Consider the following 15,244-nt stretch of genomic DNA (forward strand, 5'->3'; position numbering starts at 1 on the left):
GTAATCGGACCCGGTGTGCGAACGCCTGCGGTGGGGTGGTCGTTGGAAGCGTGTCCGCCTAGCCGGAGCTCAGGGCGCGGTACAGCATGATGCGTTGTCTCGACAGGCATCGATTCAGCTGATGGGGTGACGGGCCGGCTCACGGACGTCCCCGCTGCGTGCTGCCGTCTCGGCTGGCCGCCACCACGTCGAGAGGAGACAGATGAGCATCGAGTACGCCGCCCGGCAACTGCCCGTGGTCGTGATCGGCGCCGGCCCGGTGGGACTGGCCGCCGCCGCCCACCTCGCCGGGCACCGGGTCCCGTCGCTGGTGCTGGAAGCGGGTGCCGCCGCCGGTGCCGCGATCCGCAACTGGCAGCATGTACGGCTGTTCAGCAGCTGGCGGGACAACATCGACCCGGTTGCCGGCCGACTGCTCGACGCCGCCGGCTGGTCGGTACCCGAACCCGGGCACCACCCGACCGGGGCCGAACTGATCGAGGAGTACCTGCTGCCGCTGGCGAAGCTGCCAGTGCTGGCCGACCGGATCCGCTACGGCACCCGGGTCACCGGGATCACCCGGCTCGGCGTCGACCGGCTGCGCGGCCCCGGACGCGTCGACGCGCCGTTCGTGGCCCGCCTGGCCGACGGCACCGAACAGCTGGCCCGCGCCGTCGTCGACGCGTCGGGGACCTGGGACACCCCCAACCACCTGGGTGGCGAGGGCCTGCCGGCGCTCGGCGAGCCGGCCGCAGCCGCCCATCTCGACTTCGCCCTGCCCGATGTGCTCGGTGCCGACCGGGCGGCACATGCCGGCCGGCACACCATCGTGGTGGGCGCCGGACACTCGGCCGCCAACACCTTGCTCGACCTGATCGAGCTGGCCGACCAGCAGCCTGGCACCCGGATCACCTGGGCGGTCCGTCGGGTCACCGCCGATCCGATCTTCGCCCCGGGTGCCGCCGACGCGTTGCCGGCACGCGGGGCGATCGGCACCCGGCTGCGCCAACTGGTCGACGTCGGTCGGATCGCCCTGGAGACCGGATTCGTCACGCACCGGGTGGAGCAGCTGTCCGACCTTGGCCCGGTCCGGCTGTCCAGCCGCGACGGACGGACCGTCGTCGCCGACCGGGTGGTGGTCGCCACCGGGTTCCGTGCCGACCACCGGCTCGCCGGCGAGCTTCGCCTCGACCTGGACCCGGTGCTCGGTACCAGCCGTGGCCTGGCCACCCTGCTCGACCCCGGGCCGGCCCGGGGTTGGTCGGCGCCGGCACCCGGAGTCGACGAGCTGCGCCATCCCGAGCCGGGCTACTTCGTCGTCGGCATCAAGAGCTACGGCCGGGCGTCGGCCTTCCTGATGGCCACCGGCTACCGCCAGGTCCGGCAGATCGCCGCCGAACTGGCCGCCGCACCAGTCAGGTCGGCGGCCGGCGGCGGCTGGCGTGGCGGCACCCACCGGTTCCGCTGGTCACCGGCGTGGCGGGCCGACCGCCCGGTCGCCGCGGCCTACGGCGACCAGGTCGGTAGCCGGTGAGCCCGGTGGTCGGGTAGTGCCGGTGGGGCTGGTGGTCGGGTAGTGCCGGTGGGCCGGTCAGTAGCCGGTAGGTCTCAGCGGCCGGTAAGTCTCAGTAGACGGTGAGCCCGTGGTCGCGGAACTGCCCCCGGACCCGCTCCAGCAGCGCGTCGTCCGGCGGTGCCGTCGCCGCCAGCGGAAACTCCAGACCCAGCTCGGCGTACTTGTGCGCGCCCAGCCGGTGGAACGGCAGCACGTCGACCCGCTGCACCGTCGGCAGACCGGCCGCGACCTCGGCCACCCCGGCCACGTTCGACTCGGCGTCGGTGAGCCCCGGCACCAGCACGAACCGGACCCAGATCGGGGTGCCGCGGTCGGCCAGCCGCCGGGCGAACCGCAGCGTCGGGTCGAGCCGCCCGGTGCGGGTCACCCGGCGGTAGGTCAGCGGATCGGACGACTTGATGTCCAGCAGCACCAGGTCGGTGGCGTCCAGCAGCGCGTCGTCAGCGCGGGCGCCGAGGAACCCGGAGGTGTCCAGCGCGGTGTGCAGCCCGGCGTCGTGGCACCGGCGCAGCACCGCGCGGACGAAGTCCGGCTGCATCAGCGGCTCCCCGCCGCTGAGCGTCACCCCGCCACCGGCGACCGAGATGAACCGCTGGTAGCGCAGTACCTGCGCGACCAGCGCGTCGTCGGTGGTCGGGGTGCCGGCCCGCCGGAACCAGGTGTCCGGGCTGTGGCAGAACTGGCAGCGCAGCGGACAGCCGGCGAGGAACGCGACGAACCGCGTACCGGGGCCGTCCACCCCGATCGACACGTCGTACGAGTGGACCGCCCCGGTGGTCACCTCACAGCCCTCCGTGGAACGTCCGGGAGATGACGTCGCGCTGCTGCTCGGCGGTGAGCCGCACGAAGTTCACCGCGTACCCGCTGACCCGGATGGTCAGCTGCGGGTACCGCTCCGGGTGCGCCATCGCGTCCTCCAGCGTGGCCCGGTCCAACACGTTGACGTTGAGGTGGAAGCCGCCAGCGTCGGTGTAGCCGTCCAGCACGCCGACCAGGTTCGCCACCCGTTCCGCCGGGGTGCGCCCCAGGCCCGCCGGGGTCACCGTGGTGGTCAGCGAGATGCCGTCGCGGGCGCAGTCGTACGGCAGCTTCGCCACCGACATCGCCGCGGCCACCAGCCCGTGCCGGTCCCGGCCGTTCATCGGGTTGGCGCCCGGGGCGAACGGTTCGCCGGCCCGCCGGCCGTCCGGGGTGTGCCCGGTGTGCTTGCCGTACACCACGTTCGAGGTGATGGTCAGCACCGACAGGCTGTGCTCGGCCTCGCGGTAGGCCGGCTGCCGGCGCAGCTTCGCCATGAACGTCTCAACCAGCCAGACCGCGATCTCGTCCACCCGGTCGTCGTTGTTGCCGAAGGCCGGGTAGTCGCCGTCGACCACGTAGTCGACCACCAGTCCGGTTTCGTCACGTAGTACCTTGACCCGGGCGTACCGGATCGCCGACAGGCTGTCGGCGGCCACCGACAGGCCGGCGATCCCGCAGGCCAGGAACCGGTGCACCGGGTAGTCGTGCAGCGCCATCTGCAACCGTTCGTACGCGTACCGGTCGTGCATGTGGTGGATGACGTTGAGCGCGGTGACGTAGGTGGCGGCCAGCCAGTCCAACGTCCGGTCGAAGGCCGCGAGGACCTCGTCGTAGTCGAGGATCTCCCCGCCGACCGGCTGACTCACCGGGGCGATCTGCTCGCCGGTGACCTCGTCGCGGCCGCCGTTGATCGCGTACAGCAGGGCCTTGGCCAGGTTCGCCCTGGCCCCGAAGAACTGCATGTCCCGGCCGAGGCGCATCGCCGACACGCAGCAGGCGATCGCGGTGTCGTCGTCGTACCAGGACCGCAGCGTGTCGTCGTTCTCGTACTGGATGGCGCTGGTGTCCAGCGACACCTGGGCGCAGAAGTTCTTGAATCCCTCGGGCAGCGCGGGCGACCAGAGTACGGTCAGGTTCGGCTCCGGCGCCGGTCCCAGGTTGTAGAGCGTCTGCAGGTAGCGGAATGTGGTCCGGGTGACCAGGGTCCGTCCGTCGGTGCCGGTCCCGCCGAGGGATTCGGTAACCCAGGTGGGGTCGCCGGAGAAGAGCTCGTCGTACTCGGGGGTGCGCAGGAAGCGGATGATCCGCAACTTGATCACAAAGTCGTCGACCAGCTCCTGCGCGGCCAGCTCGGTCAGCTGCCCGGAGTCGATGTCGCGCTGCAGGTAGACGTCGAGGAACGTGGCGGTCCGGCCGAGTGACATCGCCGCGCCGTTCTGTTCCTTGCAGGCGGCCAGGTAGGCGAAGTACAGCCACTGGACGGCCTCCCGGGCGTTTGCGGCGGGCCGGGTCACGTCGTGGCCGTACGCGGCCGCCATCTCGACCAGCTCACCGAGTGCCCGGATCTGCTCGGCCAGCTCCGCCCGGTCGCGGATCACGTCGTCGGTGGACGGGACCAGGTCCAGCGCCTCGCGCTGCGCCCGGCGGTCGGCGATCAACCGGTCCACCCCGTACAGGGCGACCCGCCGATAGTCACCGATGATCCGCCCCCGCCCGTAGGCGTCCGGCAGCCCGGTGACGATGTGTGAGCGGCGGGCCCGCAGCACGTCGGCCGGGTAGGCGTCGAAGACGGCGTCGTTGTGGGTCTTGCGGTACGTGGTGAAGATCCGGTGCACCTGTGGGTCGGCCGGATAGCCGTACGCCGCGAGGGCGTTCTCCACCATCCGCAGCCCGCCGTGCGGCATGATCGCCCGACGCAGCGGCGCGTCGGTCTGCAGGCCGACGATCAGCTCGCGGTCCTTGTCGATGTAGCCGGGAGCATGCGCGGTGATAGTGGACGGCGTCGTGGCGTCGATGTCGTAGACGCCCCGACGGCGTTCCTCGACGAACATGTCCCGTAGCCGGTCCCAGACCGCCCGGGTCCGGTCGGTCGGGCCGGTCAGGAACCCGGCGTCGCCGGTGTACGGCGTGTAGTTGGCCTGGACGAAGGCGGCCACGTCGATCGTGTCCCGCCACCGTCGTCCCTGGAAGGTCCGCCACGGATCGTGGATCTGCTCGGCGAACACGTCAGCCTCCATTGGCTGGAAGGCCCGGCGGGTCGGGGACGGCCCGCCGGGCGGGTGGTCGTCGGCGCGGTAGGCGTCGGCGGGGGTGGTCGTCGGCGCGCCAGCTCAGGGCACGTCGGCCGGGATGGTGTCGCGGATCACCGCGACCGGGCTGTGACTGTGGTGCAGCAGCTGCTGCGACACCGAGCCGAGCAGCAGGCCGGTGAAGCCGCCCCGGCCGCGCGAGCCGACCACCACCAGGCTGGCGGTACGCGACGCGTCGACCAGGACCCGGCCCGGGTTGTCGCCGACCGCCTCGGCGGTCATCGTGACCTCGGGGTACTTCTCCCGCCACCCGGTCAGCTCGTCGTCGAGCAGGGCGCGCTCGGCGGCGACGATCTCCCGGGGGTCGAAGGCCGGTGGCTGCCACCGCTGTGCCGGTGGGTGCCAGGCACGCAGCACCCGCAGCGGCACCAGCCGGCTGGCCGCCTGCTCGACGGCGAAGCGCAGCGCGGCCAGCGACGGCTCGGAGCCGTCCACGCCGACCACCACCGGGGCGGTGGGGTGTGCCGCACCGCGAACCACCACCACCGGGCAGTGTGCGTGCGCGGAGACGGCCACGCTGGTCGACCCGAGCAGCAGGTCCGCGAAGCCGCCGTGCCCCCGGTTGCCGACCACCAGCAGCGCCGCGTCCCGGGACTTCTCGCGCAGCCGCAGGGCAGCGGGTCCGTCGAGGACGACGGTGCTGATGTCGGCGTCCGGGTGCGTCTCGGCGGCCTCGGCGGCGGCGACCCGCAGCATCGTCTCCGCGTCGCGCCGGGAGGCCGCGTCCGGCCAGCTGGTCGCCACGGGGGCCAGCGGACCGGTCCCGGTCGGCCACTCGAACGCGAACGCGAGGACCACCGGGGTGGCGGTCCGGACGGCTTCGGCGACCGCCCAGCTGACTGCGGCGTCGGCGCTGGACGAGCCGTCGTACCCGACGACGATCGGTCTGATCACGGCGATCACCTCCGGCTCAGCTAGTGGGGTCGGCGGCCGAGGAGACCAGCGCGGGAACGGGGATCACCACGACCGGGCAGGTGGCCTTGCGGATGCACTCCTCGCTGACCGAGCCGAGCACGGTGTGCTGCAGGCGGCCGTGTCCGTGGCTGCCCAGGACCAGCAGGTCCGCGCCGCGGGCGGCGGTGGTCAGCACGTCGGCGGCGCGGCCCTCGACCACCTCGCCGACGACCGGCGACGCCGATCCGACCCGGGCGGTCAGCGCGGTGATCTCCTGGTCCAGCAGTTCGCTGGCGCGTTGCCGCTCCTCGATGGGGCTGACCGTGGTTCCACCGTCCCACCGCCAGGCGACGACGGCGCGTAGCGCGCCGCCCCGCTCGGCGGCTTCCCGGGCGGCCCAGTCGAGAGCCCGGCGGCTGCCCTCGGAGCCGTCGACACCGACGACGATCAGGTGACTGGCGCTCATTGTCCTCACTCCTTCAGTTGCACCTGACTACAGTCCACCTCCGTCGACGGCTGGGGGACAGGTGCGAAGGACCCGCCGTTGCGGGACTGGGGTCCCGTCGGTCGACCGGCCGGCGTCGGCGGCCCGGCCGGGGTTGGATGTGGATTGGCCGGCGGCGATACGGTCGGCGTCGGCGTCGGCGTCGGCGTCGGCGGCCCGGCCGATGCCGGCTGGCCGCCGGTGAACAGCGCGAGCAGTTCGCCGACCAGGTGGTCGCATTCGGCCGGATGTCGGAACGGCACGTGCGGATTGACCGTGTACTCGTTGCGCCGGCCGACCCGGTGCCGGGCGAGGTATCCGGCTTCCTCCAGATCGGCGACGATGGTGTGCGCCGCGCGTTCGGTTATCCCGACCCGCGCCGCCACGTCCCGCAGCCGGGCCCGTGGGTCGCGGGAGATGGCGAGCAGGACGTGTCCGTGGTTGCTGAGCAGGGTCCAGGGCGGAAGGCGCCACGTGTCGGGGGTTGTCACAGCGTAATCATATGAGTACCAATACGTGAACATCGTCCACATGGCTGCTGTGTCCCGACCGTGCCGGACTGCCGTGTCCCGACCGGGCGGGCCGGCTCACCGACTCAACCGTCGGGCCCCCAGCAGCCGGGCCCACCAGGGCCGACGGCTGTCGGCGACGACCCGTGGCGCCGGACCGGGCAACCCTTTGAAACTGACCCAACCGCCTGGTCCCATGGTGACCGTACCGACGGCGGAGGGACGGCGGCGAGCCACCGCCGCGACCGCTGCCGCGCTCACCGTCGCGACCACCACCGCTGCGGCCGCCGCAGCGACCCGGTCGGCGGCGACCACCGGCCGGTAGCGGACCCGGCCGGCGGTGCACACGAACGCGCCGAGCGGCCGGCCGCCGCTGCTCACCGGGATGAGCACGGCCGGGTCGGGACCTCCGGTGCCGATCACGGGGCCGAACGGACCGGACTGTGGACCGGCGACGACGGCCCCCGGACCGGGCGGGGGAGCTGACCGGGTACGGCCGACCGGGGCTGTGATCATCGTGGACCTCCTCGACGGTGCCCGGTGGGCCGGAACGCGCTCCGGCCCACCGAGCGGTTGATCAACGGGTGTCGGACCGGTGGGCCAGGCGCACGGCCGCACGTCCGGCCTCCAGCCGGGCCAGCGGCACCCGGTACGGCGAGCAGGAGACGTAGTCGAACCCGGCGTCGTGGAAGAACCGCACCGAGTCCGGGTCGCCGCCGTGCTCGCCGCAGACGCCGATTTCCAGGTCCGGCCGGGTGGCCCGGGCGTCCGCGACCGCGATCTGGACCAGCCGTCCGATACCGGCGGTGTCGATCGACTCGAACGGCGACACCGGGAAGATGCCGAGCTCCAGGTAGCGGCCGAAGAACACCCCTTCGACGTCGTCGCGGGAGAAGCCCCAACCCAGCTGGGTGAGGTCGTTGGTGCCGAACGAGAAGAAGTCCGCCACCTCGGCGATCGCGCTGGCCGTCAGGGCCGCTCGCGGCACCTCGATCATGGTGCCGACCGGGATCGGCGGCAGACCGTCGAAGTCGGCGAGCAGCGCCTCGGCCTGGTCCCGTACCGCCTCCAGCTCCTGCACCGCGCCGACCAGCGGCACCATGATCTGCGGGCGGGGGTCGCCGCCGGCCCGTAGCCGGGCGACGGTCGCCTCCGCGATCGCCCGCACCTGGGTGGCGAAAAGACCCGGCACCATCAGTCCGAGCCGGACACCGCGTAGGCCGAGCATCGGGTTGGCCTCATGCATCCGGCGGACCGCCGCGAGCAGCTGCCCGTCGTGCCCCGGGTCCTCACCGAGCGCCTCGGCACGGGCTACCCGGGCGGTCAGCTCGTCGAGGGCGGGCAGGAACTCGTGCAGCGGCGGATCCAGCAACCGGATGGTGACCGGCTGGCCGTCGGTCTCGGCCAGCAACGCCTCGAAGTCCTGCCGCTGCAGCGGGCGCAGTGCGGCCAGCGCCGCCTCGCGGTCGGCGTCGGTCTCGGCGAGGATCAGCCGTTCGACCAGTTCCCGCCGGTCGCCGAGGAACATGTGCTCGGTCCGGCACAGGCCGATGCCGGCAGCCCCGAACGCCCGGGCCCGGTGGGCGTCGGCGGCGGTGTCCGCGTTGGCCCGCACCGCGAGCCGGCGCACCACGTCCGCGTGGCCCAGCAACCGGTGCACCGCCGACACCAGCGGATCCGCCTCCGGTGCCAGCTCGCCCTCGATGTAGCGCAACACCGGTGACGGGTGGACCGGGACGGCGCCGGCGTACACGGCGCCGGTCGCCCCGTCGATCGAGATCAGGTCCCCGGCGTGCAGCACGGTCGGTGCCGCCCCGGTACCGTCGGCGACGGTGAGCTGGCCGGCCGCCGTGTCGACGGTCAACGCCTCGGCGCCGCAGACGCAGGTACGGCCCATGCCCCGCGCCACCACGGCGGCGTGCGAGGTCTTGCCACCCCGGCTGGTCAGAATCCCGGCGGCGGCGATCATCCCGGGCAGGTCGTCCGGGTTGGTTTCCCGACGCACCAGGATGACCCGCTCGCCCCGACCGGCGGCGGCGACCGCCGCCTCGGAGTCGAACACCACCCGGCCGACGGCCGCGCCCGGAGCGGCCGGTACGCCGACCGCCAACGGCGTGGGCGCGCTGGCCGGGTCGAACCGGGGGAACATCAGCTGACCGAGCTGGGCCCCGGTGACCCGGTCGAGTGCCTCGTCGAGATCGATGACGCCCTCGTCGACCAGTTGCGCGGCGATGACGAAGGCGGCCTCGGCGGTCCGCTTGCCGACCCGCGTCTGCAGCATCCACAGGGTGCCGCGTTCGATGGTGAACTCGACGTCACACAGGTCGCGGTAGTGGTGCTCCAGGGTGTCCATGATCGTCATCAGCCGGTGGAAGCTGCGCGGGTCGATCCGCTCCAGTTCCTGCAACGGGACCGTGTTGCGGACCCCGGACACGACGTCCTCGCCCTGGGCGTTGGCCAGGTAGTCGCCGTACACGCCGCGCGCACCGGTCGCCGGGTCGCGGGTGAACGCCACCCCGGTGCCGGAGTCCGGGCCCCGGTTGCCGAACACCATCGCCATCACGTTGACCGCGGTGCCCAGCTCGGCCGGGATCCGTTCCTGTCGGCGGTAGAGCACCGCGCGTTCGGCGTTCCACGACTCGAAGACCGCCCGGATCGCCAGGTCGAGCTGTTCGTGCGGCGACTGCGGGAAGTCCCGGCCGGTGTGCTGGTGGAAGACCTTCTGGTAAGCCTCGACCAGGGCGCGCAGGTCGTCGGCGTCGAGCGCCGAGTCGGCGGTGACCCCGGCGGTCCGTTTGACCGTCTCCAACTCGGCGGTGAACAGCTCGTCGGGCACGCCGAACACGGTCCGGCCGAACATCTGCACCAGCCGGCGGTAGGAGTCCCAGGCGAAACGATCGTCGCCGCTCTGCGCGGCGAGGCCGTGCACGGTGGTGTCGGTGAGCCCGATGTCCAGGACGGTCTCCATCATGCCCGGCATGGAGTAGCGGGCGCCGGACCGTACGGCGAGCAGCAGCGGGTCGTGCCGGTCGCCGAGCCGCTTGCCCAGTCGTGCCTCGATGCCCCGGAGGTGGCGGTTGACCTCGTCGAACATCCCGGCCGGCGGTGCGCCGGCGGCGAGGTAGGCGCGGCAGGCGACGGTGGTGACGGTAAAGCCGGGCGGCACCGGCAGGCCGAGCCGGGTCATCTCCGCCAGGTTGGCGCCCTTGCCGCCGAGCAGGTCGGTGAGTTCGCGGTTACCTTCGATGAAGTCGTAGACGAATTTCGGCATGGCGCCCGCCTCCTGCACTGGTCGGCGAATCCTTCTCCTTCCGTGGTAGCAGCGGCGGGTACAGGCGGGGCAGGGCCGGTCGGGCCACCTCCCGGGGCATAGGTCCCGGGAGGTGGCCTGGACATCGGATCAGTCACCGGTCGACGGTGACCCGCACGCCGGTCAGTCGCCGGCGGGCGGCCGGGGGCCACCTTCGCGGACGATCGCCGTCGCGCACCTGGCATGGTGCAGCACCGCCTGGCTGACCGCGCCGAGCGGAACCCGCAGCGGATGGTCGCCACGGGCTCCGACGACCACCAGCCCGGCCTGGGTGGAACGCTCGATCAGCACCCGGGCCGGCGGGCCGTTCACCACCTGCTGGCGGACCGCGACGTCGGGATGCTTCTCCTGCCACGGGGTCACCGCCGCGGCGAGTTCGTCGGCGGTCGCCGCCGAGGCGTCGGCCCAACTCGACTCGCTCTCCCAACTGCGCACGACGATCAGGTCGCTGCCCCGTTGCGCGGCGGCGTCGAAGGCGAAGCCGAGCGCCCGCTCCGAGCCGGCCGAGCCGTCCACGCCGACCAGCACCGGCGCGGCCGGTTCGGGGGCCGACTCGGATCCGGCCCGGGCGACCAGCACCGAGCAGTCGGCGCGGGCGGCGATCTGCACGGCGAGTGCGTCCAACGGCAGGCAGGTCCATCGGGCCAGGTCCCCGTCGCCGATCACGACCAACGACGCCATCCGGGACTCCCGGAGCAGCGCGGTGGCCGGGGCGTTTTCGGACACCTCGGTGGTGACGTCGATTCCGGGGGCCGTCCGGGTGGCGATCTCCACAGCGCGTTCGACGAACTGGTAGGCGTCCGGCTGGGGTTCGTCGCCGCCGGACAGGTCGTCCGGGATCCAGTTGAGGGCGTGCACCAGCCGCAGCGGCCGGTGCGCGGTGGCGGCTTCCCGGGCGGCCAGGGCGACGGCGGCCCAGCTGGATGCCGAGTCGTGGACGCCGGCCACGATCCGGTCGCGGGCCGGTGCGGCGTGCTCCGACATCGCAACTCCTTTCACCGCTTCTGTCCGGTGCATGGGCCGCTGCAGCGACCCGGCCCGGATCGAGAAAGGGGAGCTCACCTGCGAGGATAGCGCTCAGTGACCCCGCTCCGGGTCGATTCCGGTCGACCGGGCAGGATGGGGTCATGATCTCGGCGGTGGTGTTCGACATGGACGGCGTACTCGTCGACACCGAGCCGGTCTGGGAGCAGGTCCGGCGCGACTACGTGGCCGGGGCCGGTGGTCGGTGGCTGCCGGACGCCCAGCAGCGGTTGATGGGGATGAGTACCCCGGAGTGGGCCGGCTACCTGGACGCGGACCTCGGCGTCGGGCGCGGCGCCGACCGGGTCGCCGACGAGGTGATCGACGCCATGGCGGCGCGGTACCGGGCCGAGCTGCCGCTGATCCCGGGCGCAATCGAGGTGGTCCGCGACCTCGCCGGGCGGTTCCCGCTCGCGCTGGCCAGCTCCTCCCCCCGCCGCCTGATCGAACAGGTGCTGGCCACGGCGGGGCTCACCGAGGCGTTCCGGGCGACCGTGTCGACCGAGGAGTGCGCGGCCGGCAAGCCGGACCCCGAGGTCTACCAGGTGGCGGCACGGCTGCTCGGCGTACCGCCGGGGCGGTGCCTGGCGGTGGAGGATTCGAGCAACGGGCTGCGGTCCGCGGTGGCCGCCGGTCTGGTGGTGGTCGCGGTGCCGCACCCCGCGTATCCGCCGGCGGCCGACGCCCTGGCCGGCGCGACGCTCGTCGTCGACCGCCTCGACGAGCTGACGGTCGACCGGGTGCTCGCCCTCGCCGTCGACAGGGGATAGAGTGGCCGATCCCGCCGTCGACAGGGGATAGACATGCCACCGGCGGTTCCAGCCCGGCGCGGGTGAGCCGGGTCCGCCGGGGGAGTCCCCAGGCGCCGGGCCGGATCCTCTAGACTGCGCCTGGCAGCGCTCCCAGCCGACCACGAGATCCTGGTCGGCCGCACCCCCGGAGGTCTCCGCCGTGAGCATTGAGGAACGAGCCCCGGTCGGGGTGGACACCACCCGCCCCAGCGTCGCCCGCGTGTACGACTACATGCTCGGCGGCAAGGACAACTTCGCGGTCGATCGCCAGGCCGGCGAGATGGCGCTGCAGGTCACCCCCGACGGTCCGCTGGCCGCCCGGGCCAACCGCGGCTTCCTGCGCCGCGCGGTGCGGCACCTGGTCGCCGAGGCCGGCGTGCGGCAGTTCCTCGACATCGGCTCGGGCCTGCCGACCCAGGGCAACGTGCACGAGATCGCCCACCAGGTCGACCCGCAGGTGCGCGTGGTGTACGTGGACAGTGATCCGATGGTGCTGGCACACGGTCGGGCGCTGCTCGACAGCTCTCCGATGACCACCGTCGTCCAGGCGGACACCCGCGACCCGGAGCAGATCCTGGCCAACCCCGACGTACAGTCGATGATCGACCTGGATCAGCCGGTCGGTCTGCTGATGCTCGGCATCCTGCACCATCTCGGTGACGACGAGGATCCAGCCGGGGTGGCGACGGTCTACCGGGACGCGGTCCCGAGCGGGAGCTACCTGGCCCTGTCCCACTTCCACAACCCGGGTGACAGCCAACCGGAGGCCGCCCGCAAGGCGGTCGTGGTCGAGAAGATCTTCAACCAGACGTTGGGTACCGGTCGGTGGCGCCAGCGCGACGAGATCCTTGGGTACTTCGGCGACTTCGAGATGCTCGAACCGGGCCTGGTGCCCCTTGCGGAGTGGCGTCCGGACCCTGACGACGAGCCGTCGGAGCAGACCGACACCTACTACACCTTCGTCGGCGGCGTCGCCCGCAAACCCTGACCCGCCGCGCCCGTCCCGTACGCTGTCGTAGCCGCCGCACCCTTGCCGTAGCCGGATCTGCTGGCAGACAGGGCCACGCCGCGCGTGTTAGCGTCCGACAGCCTGGGGCGCCTGCGGGTGACCGTCGATGCCCGTGGCCGGTCGCCTACGACCGCACCCGTGCACCTGCTGCGGAGGTACGCCCCGATGACGATGGTCGACCCGGCAGTGCCCCGCCCGGTGACGGTGCACATCGACCCGGCGTTCGTGGTCGCACCGGTCCGGCGCCGTACCTTCGGATCCTTCGTCGAACACATGGGCCGGTGCGTGTACACCGGGCTCTACGAGCCCGACCATCCGACCGCCGACGAGCGTGGACTGCGCCGTGACGTGCTCGACCTGGTCCGGGAACAGGGCGTTTCGGTGGTCCGCTACCCCGGGGGCAACTTCGTCTCGGGCTACCGCTGGGAGGACGGGGTGGGGCCCAGGGACCAGCGTCCCACCCGGCTCGACCCGGCCTGGCACAGCATCGAGACCAACGCTTTCGGGCTGGACGAGTTCGTCAGTTGGGCGCGGTCCGCCGGTGTCGAGCCGATGTTGGCGGTCAACCTGGGCACCCGGGGTCCCCGCGAGGCGATGGACCTGCTGGAGTACGCCAACCATCCGGGCGGCACCCAGCTGTCCGATCTGCGCCGGGCGCACGGCCGGCAGGCCCCGTACGACATCCGGATGTGGTGTCTCGGCAACGAGATGGACGGGCCGTGGCAGCTGGGCCATCAGACCGCCGACGAGTACGGGCGACGGGCCGCCGAGACGGCCCGGGGGATGCGGATGATCGACCCCGATCTGGAGCTGGTCGTCTGTGGCAGCTCCGGTCCCGCCATGCCGACTTTCGCGGCCTGGGAGGCGACCGTCCTGGAACACACCTACGACCAGGTCGACTACGTCTCCGCCCACCTCTACTTCGAGGAGCAGGACGGGGACCTGACCAGTTTCCTGGCGTCGTCGGTGGAGATGGACCGATTCATCGGGGACATCGTGGCCACCTGTGACCACGTCCGGGCCAAGACCCGGAGCGGCAAGCGGATGCAGATCTCGTTCGACGAGTGGAACGTCTGGTACATGCGCCGGTTCCTTGCCGAGGGGGTGCCGACCGAGTGGGTGCGGGCGCCGTCGCTCAGCGAGGACGACTACACCGTCGCCGACGCCGTGGTGGTGGGCTCCTCGTTGATCACCCTGTTGCGCAACAGCGACCGGGTGACCGCCGCCTGCCAGGCCCAACTGGTCAACACGATCGCGGCGATTCGCGCGGAACCGCTCGGTCCGGCCTGGCGGCAGACGATCTTCTACCCCTTCGCGTACACCGCCCGCCACGCCCGAGGGACGGTGCTGCGGGTCGAGTGTGGCAGCGGGCCGGTCGTGGAGACTGCGCGGTACGGCGAGGTGCCGCTACTGGATGTCGTGGCCACCCACGACGACGACGCGGATCAGCTGGTGATCTTCGCTGTCAACCGTGGGCAGCGGGAGTCCCTCGTGCTCGACATCGACCTGCGGGCATTCCCCGGCTACCGGGTCGTTGAGCAGTGCGTGCTGACCGACCCGGACGTGCGGGCCGCCAACACGTCGGCGCAGCCGGACCGGGTCCGTCCCCAGACCCTTCCCGGCCCGGCGGTCGACCAGGGGCGGCTGTCGGTGATGCTGCCGTCCGTCTCCTGGACCATGGTGCGGCTGGCGACGTCAGGCTGAGCCGCCTGCCGGGTCCGGCTGACACCTCTCTGTGGTGGGGAGTACGCCCGTGACGCCCCGGCGCGGCATCCGTCGGACCGTCACGGGCACCGTCCCGCAACTGCTAACGTCGGCTCCGCAGCCCCCCGTGAGCGGGGGGTGCTGTGCTGAGCGACTGGCTGCAGCGGTTGCTGTCGATGGACAGTGCGTTGATCTACCTGCTGGTCGGGCTGTTGGTCTTCGCCGAGGACGCGCTGTTCGTCGGCTTCGTGTTTCCCGGCGAGACTGCCGCGGTGCTCGGCGGCGTCGCCGCCAGCCTCGGCACCATCTCGCTGCCCGGAATCACCGTGGTCGTGGTCAGCGCGGCCGTGGCCGGCGACACCACCAGCTACCTGATCGGCCGGGCCCTGGGGCCGCGGCTGCTGCGGATGCGCTTCCTGCGCAAGCGGCAGGCCTGGGTGCGGCGGGCGCAGCACCAGTTGGCGGTACGGGGCGGCACCGCGGTCTTCGTCGGCCGGTTCGTGACCTTCTTCCACGCGGTGATGCCCGCCCTGGCCGGCGCGGCACACATGCCGTACCGGCGGTTCTTTCTCTACAACGTCGCGGGCGCGTTGGTCTGGGGGATCGGCACGGTGCTGATCGGCTACCTGGCCGGCAGTTCGTACGCCGCGATCGAGGAGGTCGCCGGCCGGGCGGCCGCCGTCGTGGTCGCGGTGCTGGCGCTCGGGGCGCTCGTCGTCTGGCGGCTACGGGCCGCCCGCCGCGAATGTGCACCCGACGCGGCGGCCGGCCAGCCGAGATCCGGTCGTCACCGGCCCGGCCGAGGCCGTGACGGCTGCGACCGGTCCGGTGACCACGCCTGACGACCAACCAGCC

12 protein-coding genes and 1 pseudogene are annotated in these 15,244 nt (G+C 72.5%); 5 read left to right on the top strand and 8 right to left on the bottom strand.

What is annotated here, in order from left to right:
- Positions 1 to 202 precede the first annotated feature (202 nt).
- Positions 203 to 1,513, top strand: coding sequence for an FAD-dependent oxidoreductase (locus tag ACN27J_RS00520; protein WP_421362201.1), 1,311 nt, complete (start codon positions 203 to 205; stop codon positions 1,511 to 1,513).
- Positions 1,514 to 1,604: 91 nt separating this feature from the next.
- Here the strand turns inward: ACN27J_RS00520 and pflA are convergent, their stop codons facing one another.
- The 8 genes and pseudogenes from pflA to ACN27J_RS00560 form a co-directional block, all read right to left on the bottom strand.
- Positions 1,605 to 2,336 (bottom strand): pyruvate formate-lyase-activating protein, encoded by a 732-nt coding sequence (gene pflA / locus ACN27J_RS00525; protein WP_421362204.1) that lies wholly within the window; start codon positions 2,334 to 2,336, stop codon positions 1,605 to 1,607.
- A gap of 1 nt (position 2,337) precedes the next feature.
- The gene (gene pflB / locus ACN27J_RS00530; protein ID WP_421362207.1) at positions 2,338 to 4,581 is read right to left on the bottom strand and encodes a formate C-acetyltransferase; all 2,244 of its coding nucleotides are present in this window, start codon (positions 4,579 to 4,581) and stop codon (positions 2,338 to 2,340) included.
- Between the two features lie 105 nt (positions 4,582 to 4,686).
- Positions 4,687 to 5,559 (bottom strand): universal stress protein, encoded by an 873-nt coding sequence (locus tag ACN27J_RS00535; protein WP_421362210.1) that lies wholly within the window; start codon positions 5,557 to 5,559, stop codon positions 4,687 to 4,689.
- Positions 5,560 to 5,575: 16 nt separating this feature from the next.
- Positions 5,576 to 6,025, bottom strand: coding sequence for a universal stress protein (locus tag ACN27J_RS00540; protein WP_421362213.1), 450 nt, complete (start codon positions 6,023 to 6,025; stop codon positions 5,576 to 5,578).
- Between the two features lie 218 nt (positions 6,026 to 6,243).
- A pseudogene (locus ACN27J_RS00545) lies at positions 6,244 to 6,534 on the bottom strand (helix-turn-helix transcriptional regulator); the annotation flags it as partial.
- A 96-nt stretch (positions 6,535 to 6,630) separates the two neighbouring features.
- Positions 6,631 to 7,068 (bottom strand): hypothetical protein, encoded by a 438-nt coding sequence (locus tag ACN27J_RS00550; protein WP_421362216.1) that lies wholly within the window; start codon positions 7,066 to 7,068, stop codon positions 6,631 to 6,633.
- Between the two features lie 61 nt (positions 7,069 to 7,129).
- Positions 7,130 to 9,823, bottom strand: coding sequence for a pyruvate, phosphate dikinase (gene ppdK / locus ACN27J_RS00555; RefSeq protein ID WP_421362219.1), 2,694 nt, complete (start codon positions 9,821 to 9,823; stop codon positions 7,130 to 7,132).
- Between the two features lie 162 nt (positions 9,824 to 9,985).
- The gene (locus ACN27J_RS00560) at positions 9,986 to 10,846 is read right to left on the bottom strand and encodes a universal stress protein (RefSeq protein ID WP_421362221.1); all 861 of its coding nucleotides are present in this window, start codon (positions 10,844 to 10,846) and stop codon (positions 9,986 to 9,988) included.
- A gap of 143 nt (positions 10,847 to 10,989) precedes the next feature.
- Between ACN27J_RS00560 and ACN27J_RS00565 the strand changes: the two genes are divergently transcribed.
- From ACN27J_RS00565 to ACN27J_RS00580, 4 genes are all read left to right on the top strand, one after another.
- On the top strand, positions 10,990 to 11,655 hold the full coding sequence (locus ACN27J_RS00565) for an HAD family hydrolase (protein WP_421362223.1): 666 nt from the start codon (positions 10,990 to 10,992) through the stop codon (positions 11,653 to 11,655).
- A gap of 181 nt (positions 11,656 to 11,836) precedes the next feature.
- Entirely contained in the window at positions 11,837 to 12,664 is an 828-nt protein-coding gene (locus ACN27J_RS00570; RefSeq protein ID WP_421362226.1) for an SAM-dependent methyltransferase, read from the top strand.
- A gap of 186 nt (positions 12,665 to 12,850) precedes the next feature.
- Complete coding sequence (locus tag ACN27J_RS00575; RefSeq protein ID WP_421362229.1) at positions 12,851 to 14,389, top strand: alpha-N-arabinofuranosidase; 1,539 nt, start codon at positions 12,851 to 12,853, stop codon at positions 14,387 to 14,389.
- Between the two features lie 143 nt (positions 14,390 to 14,532).
- Positions 14,533 to 15,231: a DedA family protein gene (locus ACN27J_RS00580; RefSeq protein ID WP_421362231.1), complete on the top strand. Its 699-nt coding sequence runs from the start codon at positions 14,533 to 14,535 to the stop codon at positions 15,229 to 15,231.
- The last annotated feature ends 13 nt before the right edge of the window (positions 15,232 to 15,244 follow it).

It is taken from the genome of Solwaraspora sp. WMMB762, from assembly GCF_049179115.1.
Lineage (GTDB): Bacteria > Actinomycetota > Actinomycetes > Mycobacteriales > Micromonosporaceae > Micromonospora_E.

What these genes read in the sequence shown, in the direction of transcription:
- ACN27J_RS00520 (WP_421362201.1), top strand. Translation starts at nt 203, where the DNA reads ATGAGCATCGAGTACGCCGCCCGGCAACTGCCCGTGGTCGTGATCGGC.
- ACN27J_RS00540 (WP_421362213.1), bottom strand. Translation starts at nt 6,025, where the DNA reads ATGAGCGCCAGTCACCTGATCGTCGTCGGTGTCGACGGCTCCGAGGGC.
- ACN27J_RS00550 (WP_421362216.1), bottom strand. Translation starts at nt 7,068, where the DNA reads ATGATCACAGCCCCGGTCGGCCGTACCCGGTCAGCTCCCCCGCCCGGT.
- ppdK (WP_421362219.1), bottom strand. Translation starts at nt 9,823, where the DNA reads ATGCCGAAATTCGTCTACGACTTCATCGAAGGTAACCGCGAACTCACC.
- ACN27J_RS00560 (WP_421362221.1), bottom strand. Translation starts at nt 10,846, where the DNA reads ATGTCGGAGCACGCCGCACCGGCCCGCGACCGGATCGTGGCCGGCGTC.
- ACN27J_RS00565 (WP_421362223.1), top strand. Translation starts at nt 10,990, where the DNA reads ATGATCTCGGCGGTGGTGTTCGACATGGACGGCGTACTCGTCGACACC.
- ACN27J_RS00575 (WP_421362229.1), top strand. Translation starts at nt 12,851, where the DNA reads ATGACGATGGTCGACCCGGCAGTGCCCCGCCCGGTGACGGTGCACATC.